The following is a 7,126-nucleotide window of genomic DNA, read 5'->3' as shown; positions in this document are numbered from 1 at the left end:
GAAATCGTCAAACTTCGCGCTCAAGGTCTATCTCTAAAAAAAATAGCTGAGGCTGTCGGGATTTCTCCCGAGGGAGTTCGACATTATTTAAGACCTAAAAATTTGACATCAAGCAGCGACCAAAAATTGCTAGAGTGAAGTGAAACTCCTGGGGGGGCGATACAGCACCGCCCGAACTGCTGAACAAACGGCAACGGCAATTTTTTCTGCAATTTCCCCTGTGCCACTCTGGAATACGCCAGCCAGAGCAGCGGCAACAGCAAAAGGCAATAATTTGATTGAAAATGCACGGCTGTTTGCACTGCTCAACTTCGCAGGCGCAGATGCCTACATTGCCGGATACGAGGTTAAGTACAAATACAAACTTTGGCGACCTGTAGTTGCTATTCCCAATGCGGCAGAACTTGGCAATCCTGTCATTACTCCCGATCCAAACTGGGAATCACTGATGGTCACTCTGGCTCACCCTGATTATATCTCCGGGCATTGTGTAACCGCAGGTGCGGCAGAGAGGGTTTTGCAACGCTTCTTTGGCAGTGATGCAGTGAAAGTGAGTCTCATCTTTCCGGCAAACGCAGGTGTAACCTGCAGCTATACCAGCTTTTCGCAGATTTCTCAAGAGCTTGGAGAATCCCGGATTTGGGCAGGTCTTCATACCCGTACTGCTGATACCCAGGGAGATGTGTTGGTTGACATACTCCCCGACCTGAAGGTACGGGGATTCTAATTCATGGTTCATCGAAGTCCACTTGCTATGGAAGGTTTCCCATCCATAGTAGAGGTAGTCTTCTCCCCATGCTTTCCCTCAAGCGAGGCGGATTCCTCTTGCCCAGAGGTACCGTTATGTTGCCACTCTACACCCAGCATCTTCATTCCCGAATTCAGGATGTTTATTGCCGCATTCGTATCGCGACAAATATCTATTCCACAATTAGAACATGAATGAGTTCTAGTGCTGAGTGACTTTTTCACTCTCATACCACAATTAGAGCAATCTTGAGATGTATAGTTAGGCTCCACTGCCACAACTGCCTTATCCCAGATTTTCCCGTAGTAGTCCAGCCATTGAGTGAATTGATACCAGCCAGCATCAGAAATCGACTTAGCCAAGTGGTGATTCTTGACCATATTCGCAATCTTCAAATCCTCATAGACGACGACATCGTTAGATGCCACTACGCATCGGGCTTGCTTTATTGCCCAATCTTTACGCTGTCTTTGGATTTTTAGATGAATTTTACCGAGTCGTTTCCTTGCCTTATGATAATTGTTTGATTGAGTCTTTGCCCCTTTAACAATTTTTTTGCTCAACTGGCTTTGAGCTTTCTTGAGTCTACGCTCTGACTCGATCAAGAATTGAGGGTAGATAACGGCGTTGTCATTTTGGTCTTTGATGAAGTATTTCAGCCCCAGATCCAAGCCCACAACATTGCCTGTATACTTTCCTTCTTCTTTGCGAGTGGCATCAAAGCAGAATTGAGCATAATACCCGTCTGCTCTTCTTACAACTCGCACACGGTTAATTTTAAGTCTATGAATGTCTTCCCGCGTTTCCTTATTGCAGAATAGAGACAAAGTTCCAATTTCAAAACCATCAGTGAAGTTGATGCTCATGCAATCAGAAGACAGTTTCCAGCCTGACACCTTGTACTCTACAGAGCGACAATGCTTTTTGAACTGGGGATAACCCTTCCTTTTCTCGCCTTTCTTGCAACGGGTATAGAAGCTAGAGATAGCAGCCCAAGCACGTTCCGCACTGGCTTGACGGGCGGCTGAGTTGAGCTTTTTGGCGAAAGCGAAATCTTTAGCAATATCTTTGCACAGTGCGTACAAGACAGCCTTACTAACATCTGCGTTGTCCATCCAAAACCTGACAGGTTTGTTTCTAATGAACTGGGCTTTTCGGATGGCTTCATCCAGCGCACAGTATTGCTCTCTCGTTCCGTTTTTGAGCTTTGCTTCTCTTACTATCATGGTATGATTATATCAAACCTCAGCACTTTTTATCAAGGAAAGTCCTAGATAAAAGCCGCACTTAAGTGCGGGGCTTTAAACCCAATTTTTCGGTAAACAAGTCGGTGACTACGTTTTCCAGAATGCTTTGCAACCACTCAAGAGTTAGTAGTTCGGGCTACTTGATATTTACGGAGGAACGATCGACTGTGTAAGCCCACTTGTGTGTCACCGCACTTTTACCGGAAATTTGGGTAAAAGCCCCTTCAGAGCGTGGCCGGCTTTAATTATAGTCGTAAAGTGTAAAGATTCTTTAAACAATTCGTTTTATAGACACAATAATCTATAAGCGTGATACGACAATTCCATGATTGTATTAGAGTTCGCGTTCAAAGGCAAAGCACAGCAATACAGGGTCATCGACGACACGATCCGCACTGCTCAATTTGTCAGAAACAAAGCTCTCAGATACTGGATAGACAATTCCAGAGTTAAGCTAGCTGACCTCTACAAACAATGCGCTATCATGGCTAAAGAGTTTGAATGGGCAGGCAAACTTAAATCGATGGCGCGTCAAGCGATGGCCCAAGGTGCCATTTTTGCTATCCAACGTTTTTTCTCTAATTGCCAAGCCAAGAAACCAGGGAAAAAGGGGTATCCACAATTTAAAAAGCACACTCGTTCCGTAGAATACAAGACATCAGGTTGGAAGCTTTCTACTGACAAAAAATGCCTAACCTTCACGGATGGTTTTGCTGCTGGAACTTTCAAATTACTTGGTAGTCGGGATTTACACTTCTCGGCACCTAGCGAGATTAAACGAGTTAGCGTTATTCGTCGTGCTGACGGCTACGGAGCTCAGTTTTGTGTCAACGTCGAGCGAACAGAGGAATCTATTCCCACTGGTAAGCTGTCGCGCATTTAAATTGTATATTCAGGGCGGGCGGGACGCCCACCCCACAAGACTTGAATTTTTTTTGACATACAATTTAAATGCCGCAACAGCTTATTACTGTTGGAATAGATGTGGGGTTGAATCATTTCTACACCGACAGTAGTGGTGAAACAGTCCCCAACCCTCGCTATCTGGACTAAAGCGAAAAAGCTTTAAAACGCTTGCAGAAACGAGTTTCAAGGGAAGAAGAAAGGTTCTAATAATCGTAAAAAAGCGATTAACAAGTTAGGGAGAAAACACCTGAAAGTCAGTAGGCAGCGCAAAGACTTCGCCATTTTGACGACGCCCGGCGTGGTAAAATAAGCGCGATTTTGTAGCCTAGGTCGATATTCAGGTGAGGAATATGATTAAGAACCACAAGCTTGCCAAGTCAATTAATGATGCAGCTTGGGATCAGTTTGCTCTTCGGGTTGCAATACTTTGGAAAAATATATGGGAAAACAGTAATTGCTGTTGCCCCTGTGTATACTTCCCAAGATTGTTCAACCTGTGGCAATAACGACCTCTACTCATTGGTGGCGACAAAACAGAGATATAGCCTTTCGAGCTCTCATATGAGGTACTCATGGGCATAGGCCTCCGTGGCCTCCGTGGCCTCCGTGGCCTCCGTGGCCTCCGTGGGCATACCTCACCACGCTTGAGAACCGCTATAAGTTCGACTGACCCAAGCAAGAATTCCCGCGCGTAAACGCCGGGGAGTGTCAAGCACCTACTCTAGCTGTAGGGTGCTTATGGCTAGCCTTACCCCTACCAATAAAAGTCTTAACCACCAAGGTGACTGCTGTAAATAAGCCCACCAATACGCAGAGATCCGACAACTTCTGCTCCGTCGGGGATCTAAAAGTCTAAAAGAAGTAAAAGCAATGGTTTCGGCAATTTCAACGCGCCACCTGCCGCATATACTCCCCCCACAACTGAGCGGCATTTGCACTACCTCCCCCAGTCGCAGAATTATCATCATTTCCCAACCAAACTCCTGTCACCAGTTGCTGACTCGGAATATAACCGACAAACCACAAATCTTTATTATCATTAGTCGTGCCTGTTTTTCCAGCTTCTCCTAACCCCAAAGCAGCACTGCTGCCCGTACCTCCCCGCACCACACCTTGCAGCAGATCGGTCATCGTATCCGCTACGGCTTCAGGAACTAACTGCCGATTGGCAACGCCATCTTTTTGATAGTCATAAATCACCCGGCAACTGTTAAAATTATTTCGATCTTTGCAATCGCTGCTGTCAATAATTCGCTTGATTACGTGGGCGCGATTGCCCAAACCCCGGTTCGCCAAAACCCCGAATGCCCCGGTTAATTCCAATACGTTAACTTCACTTTCACCTAATACTAAACCAGGGGCAGAACGCAGTGGAGATGTAATCCCCAAACGTCTGGCCATTCCCACTACATTGTCTAAACCGACATCTTGTGCTACTCTCAAAGCAATTGCATTTTCCGACTGTGCTAAACCCCGATACATATCAGCACTGCCGCTGGTTCTTTCGCAGCCGCTGTAACTTTGTCCGCCCCAGGAAAGCGGCTCGCAAGAATAAGTTTTGCTGGCGGGTATTCCGCGTTCTAGGGCGGCTGCATAGCTGAAAATCTTAAATGTAGAACCGGGCTGTCTCAAAGCTTGGGTAGCCCGATTAAACTGACTTTTCAAATAATCTACGCCCCCAACTAAAGCTAAGACTTCCCCGGTTGTAGTATTGAGAGTTACCACGGCTCCTTGAGAAAAACCTGCACTGGCTCCGGCATTTTCTACAGCATTTTTGAGGGAAGCTTCAGCCACCTTTTGCAGGCGGGGATTCAAACCTGTTTCTACAATAAAATTGCCTTCTCTGGCTAACTGCTCCCCCAGCAAAAACTCCAATTCGTCAAATACATAACTGTAGAAATAAGGAGCGATCGTACTTTGCAGAAATTCGCGAGCTTTCGGATTGATATCAATTCGCGATCGCCTCGCGCGATCGGCTTCTTCCTGAGAAATCGTCCCCAGTGCGCGCATCCGTTCGATCACTCGATCGCGGTACTGTACCGCCAACTGATAATTTTGAATCGGATTAAAACTGTTTGGCGCAGGCAAAATGCCCGCCAAAGTTGCTGCCTCTGACAAGGTTAAATCCTTCGCCGACTTGCCAAAATAAAACCGAGCCGCATCCTCAAAACCGTAAAGGTCAATTCCCAAAAACACGCGATTTAAATAAGTCAGCAACAGCTCGTCTTTGCTGTAATAATTCTCCAGTTTTAAGGCAACTACTGCTTCCCGGAACTTGCGTCCTGCCGAATCTTGAGTTCCCACATAATCTCGAAACAAACTCCTCGCTAACTGCTGCGTCACAGTGCTGCCGCCTTCGCGAATTCCTCCCCCGCGAACATTGGTCAAAAGCGCCCGCAAAACTCCGATCGGATCTATGCCCAAATGCCAATTGTAGCGGCTGTCTTCCGAAGCAAGTACCGCCTTGGATAAATAGGGCGAAAAATCCTGCAATTGCTTTAATTCTAAGTGAGCGTTATTCTGAGGAGGACGCAGGGGAGTTTGCCCATCGCGGGCGTAAACAATCACGGGGCCATTGATACTTCTCGGCAGAGGCCGCACTTTAAACTTTGTCGATTCTATACCTACGAACACCGCAATTAAAGCGGTGATTCCGCTGACGCCGTAAAAGCTGTAACGCACAAGTTGCAAATACCAAGGCGGCGGATATACGAACTGAATTCTGACAGCGGCGGCTAATTCCGGCGGCCCTAAAGTGAACACGTCTCCGTGACGCAGGGACATACTTTTAATTCGCCTTTTGCCGCTGTAAATGCCGTTGGTGGAGTCTTCATCTTTGATGACAAAAGGAGTCCGCCGCCTAGTATCCCGCGACAGGGATAAGTGCACGTGACTGACAACGGGATTGCGAACTACAATATCTGAAGATTTCGACGATCGACCTAACAAATATCGATCGCCCAACAGCGGATAAACCTCAGCTTTAGCTGCACCCGCATCCTGTACCCACAGTTCGGGTACTTTGGCATTCGGTTTCAGCGCTAGCTGGTTAAAATTAACCTTAGCAATAGTCTGGACTGCTTGGGTAATCGCACCCAAGACGGTTTGAGGTTTGCGGGGCGGCTGCGGTGGGGTCATATTTCGCTGTGCACTACGATCGAGCGATCGGCTCTTGCACCATTCTACTCGCAACTTTTGGCTAATTTCAGGATCTGCCCACACTCTCTTAGCGAGCGTCGGCTAGTGGCGATCTATTTTGGGGTTATTGGTGAACCCGCAAGGCGAGCCGTTTATTGAGGCAATCTCCACCCAACCACAAAAAATCCCCATCTCACAACGCCGGATTTAATTATCATAAACTTGCCAAAATATCCACACTTTCGATAACATTTATCCCTGCTACAAGCAACAAACTTCGCATAATTAAAACCCCCCTTTTGACCGGGGGGTTAAAAGCCTAAAATCGGCTTGATTCTCCTTACATCGAAGAACCCAAACCGGCATAAGCACCGTAGAAGAAAAGGCTCACAATGGTTAGAACACCGAGACCTGCGACAGTAGCTACCAGCCACAAAGGAATTCTGCCACTTTCACTAAACATAGCCATCACCTCACTAATTTACAGCTAAACAAATTCGATCGAACTATCGAAAGCAAACTCAGACACCAGTTAATTAAAGAAATAACTGGAGAACAAAATACCCAGAGTAAAAATCAGCAACAGACCCAAATAAAGAGAAGTCCGGTTTAACTCAACAGGCTGTTCATTGGGATTAGGAACGCGCTCAGGCATTGTAAACTCCTATCGTTGAATAAATTGCATTGCTGCGATCGCGCCCAAAAAGAAAATTGTTGGGACACCTAAAGTATGAACTGCCAGCCACCGCACCGTAAAAATCGGATACGAAATTGGCTCATTGTTTGGGGTTCTGCTCGTCATTTTTCCAAATCCTTCTTAAATTACTTGGCAATGAACTGATCTACTTGTTTCTTAGCTTCAAAGCGATCCGAGATAATCGGCACTTCTTCCCGCTGCGGTGTGAAATATTGGTTAGGGCGAGGAGTTCCGAAAGCATCGTAAGCCAAACCCGTTTGCACAAACAGCCATCCAGCAATAAACAAAGCCGGAATGGTGATGCTGTGAATTACCCAATAACGGATACTTGTAATAATGTCCCCAAACGGACGTTCTCCAGTTGTACCAGCCATTTAGAATCCTCCTTTC

Annotated in this window: 10 protein-coding genes; 4 read left to right on the top strand and 6 right to left on the bottom strand. The window is 46.4% G+C overall.

Going from position 1 to position 7,126, the window contains the following annotated elements; all coding sequences use genetic code 11:
* The first annotated feature begins 139 nt into the window (after positions 1 to 139).
* The gene (locus QUB61_RS26460; RefSeq protein ID WP_333133076.1) at positions 140 to 727 is read left to right on the top strand and encodes a vanadium-dependent haloperoxidase; all 588 of its coding nucleotides are present in this window, start codon (positions 140 to 142) and stop codon (positions 725 to 727) included.
* Positions 728 to 735: 8 nt separating this feature from the next.
* Here the strand turns inward: QUB61_RS26460 and QUB61_RS26455 are convergent, their stop codons facing one another.
* Positions 736 to 1,974 (bottom strand): transposase, encoded by a 1,239-nt coding sequence (locus QUB61_RS26455; RefSeq protein ID WP_333133074.1) that lies wholly within the window; start codon positions 1,972 to 1,974, stop codon positions 736 to 738.
* Positions 1,975 to 2,320: 346 nt separating this feature from the next.
* On the opposite strand from QUB61_RS26455, the gene QUB61_RS26450 reads away from it, so the two are divergent.
* The 3 genes from QUB61_RS26450 (at position 2,321) to QUB61_RS40085 (ending at position 3,483) form a co-directional block, all read left to right on the top strand.
* Positions 2,321 to 2,878: a hypothetical protein gene (locus QUB61_RS26450; RefSeq protein WP_333133072.1), complete on the top strand. Its 558-nt coding sequence runs from the start codon at positions 2,321 to 2,323 to the stop codon at positions 2,876 to 2,878.
* 246 nt (positions 2,879 to 3,124) lie between these two features.
* Positions 3,125 to 3,211, top strand: a complete 87-nt coding sequence (locus QUB61_RS40090) for a hypothetical protein (RefSeq protein WP_445300285.1) — start codon at positions 3,125 to 3,127, stop codon at positions 3,209 to 3,211.
* Between the two features lie 74 nt (positions 3,212 to 3,285).
* The gene (locus tag QUB61_RS40085; protein ID WP_445300284.1) at positions 3,286 to 3,483 is read left to right on the top strand and encodes a zinc ribbon domain-containing protein; all 198 of its coding nucleotides are present in this window, start codon (positions 3,286 to 3,288) and stop codon (positions 3,481 to 3,483) included.
* A 303-nt stretch (positions 3,484 to 3,786) separates the two neighbouring features.
* Here QUB61_RS40085 and QUB61_RS26445 read toward each other — a convergent pair whose 3' ends face one another.
* From QUB61_RS26445 to psbE, 5 genes are all read right to left on the bottom strand, one after another.
* The gene (locus QUB61_RS26445; protein ID WP_333133080.1) at positions 3,787 to 6,039 is read right to left on the bottom strand and encodes a transglycosylase domain-containing protein; all 2,253 of its coding nucleotides are present in this window, start codon (positions 6,037 to 6,039) and stop codon (positions 3,787 to 3,789) included.
* A gap of 340 nt (positions 6,040 to 6,379) precedes the next feature.
* Positions 6,380 to 6,502 (bottom strand): photosystem II reaction center protein J, encoded by a 123-nt coding sequence (locus QUB61_RS26440; protein ID WP_333109398.1) that lies wholly within the window; start codon positions 6,500 to 6,502, stop codon positions 6,380 to 6,382.
* Between the two features lie 69 nt (positions 6,503 to 6,571).
* On the bottom strand, positions 6,572 to 6,694 hold the full coding sequence (locus tag QUB61_RS26435; RefSeq protein WP_172190234.1) for a photosystem II reaction center protein L: 123 nt from the start codon (positions 6,692 to 6,694) through the stop codon (positions 6,572 to 6,574).
* Positions 6,695 to 6,703: 9 nt separating this feature from the next.
* Positions 6,704 to 6,841, bottom strand: a complete 138-nt coding sequence (gene psbF / locus QUB61_RS26430; RefSeq protein WP_006635504.1) for a cytochrome b559 subunit beta — start codon at positions 6,839 to 6,841, stop codon at positions 6,704 to 6,706.
* Positions 6,842 to 6,861: 20 nt separating this feature from the next.
* On the bottom strand, positions 6,862 to 7,110 hold the full coding sequence (psbE, locus tag QUB61_RS26425) for a cytochrome b559 subunit alpha (protein ID WP_006635503.1): 249 nt from the start codon (positions 7,108 to 7,110) through the stop codon (positions 6,862 to 6,864).
* Positions 7,111 to 7,126 lie beyond the last annotated feature (16 nt).

The sequence above is a fragment of the Microcoleus sp. C2D2 genome, from assembly GCF_036702495.1.
Lineage (GTDB): Bacteria > Cyanobacteriota > Cyanobacteriia > Cyanobacteriales > Microcoleaceae > Microcoleus.
Note: the sequence above shows the minus strand (reverse complement) of the source record. Positions and strands in the feature narration are given on the sequence as shown.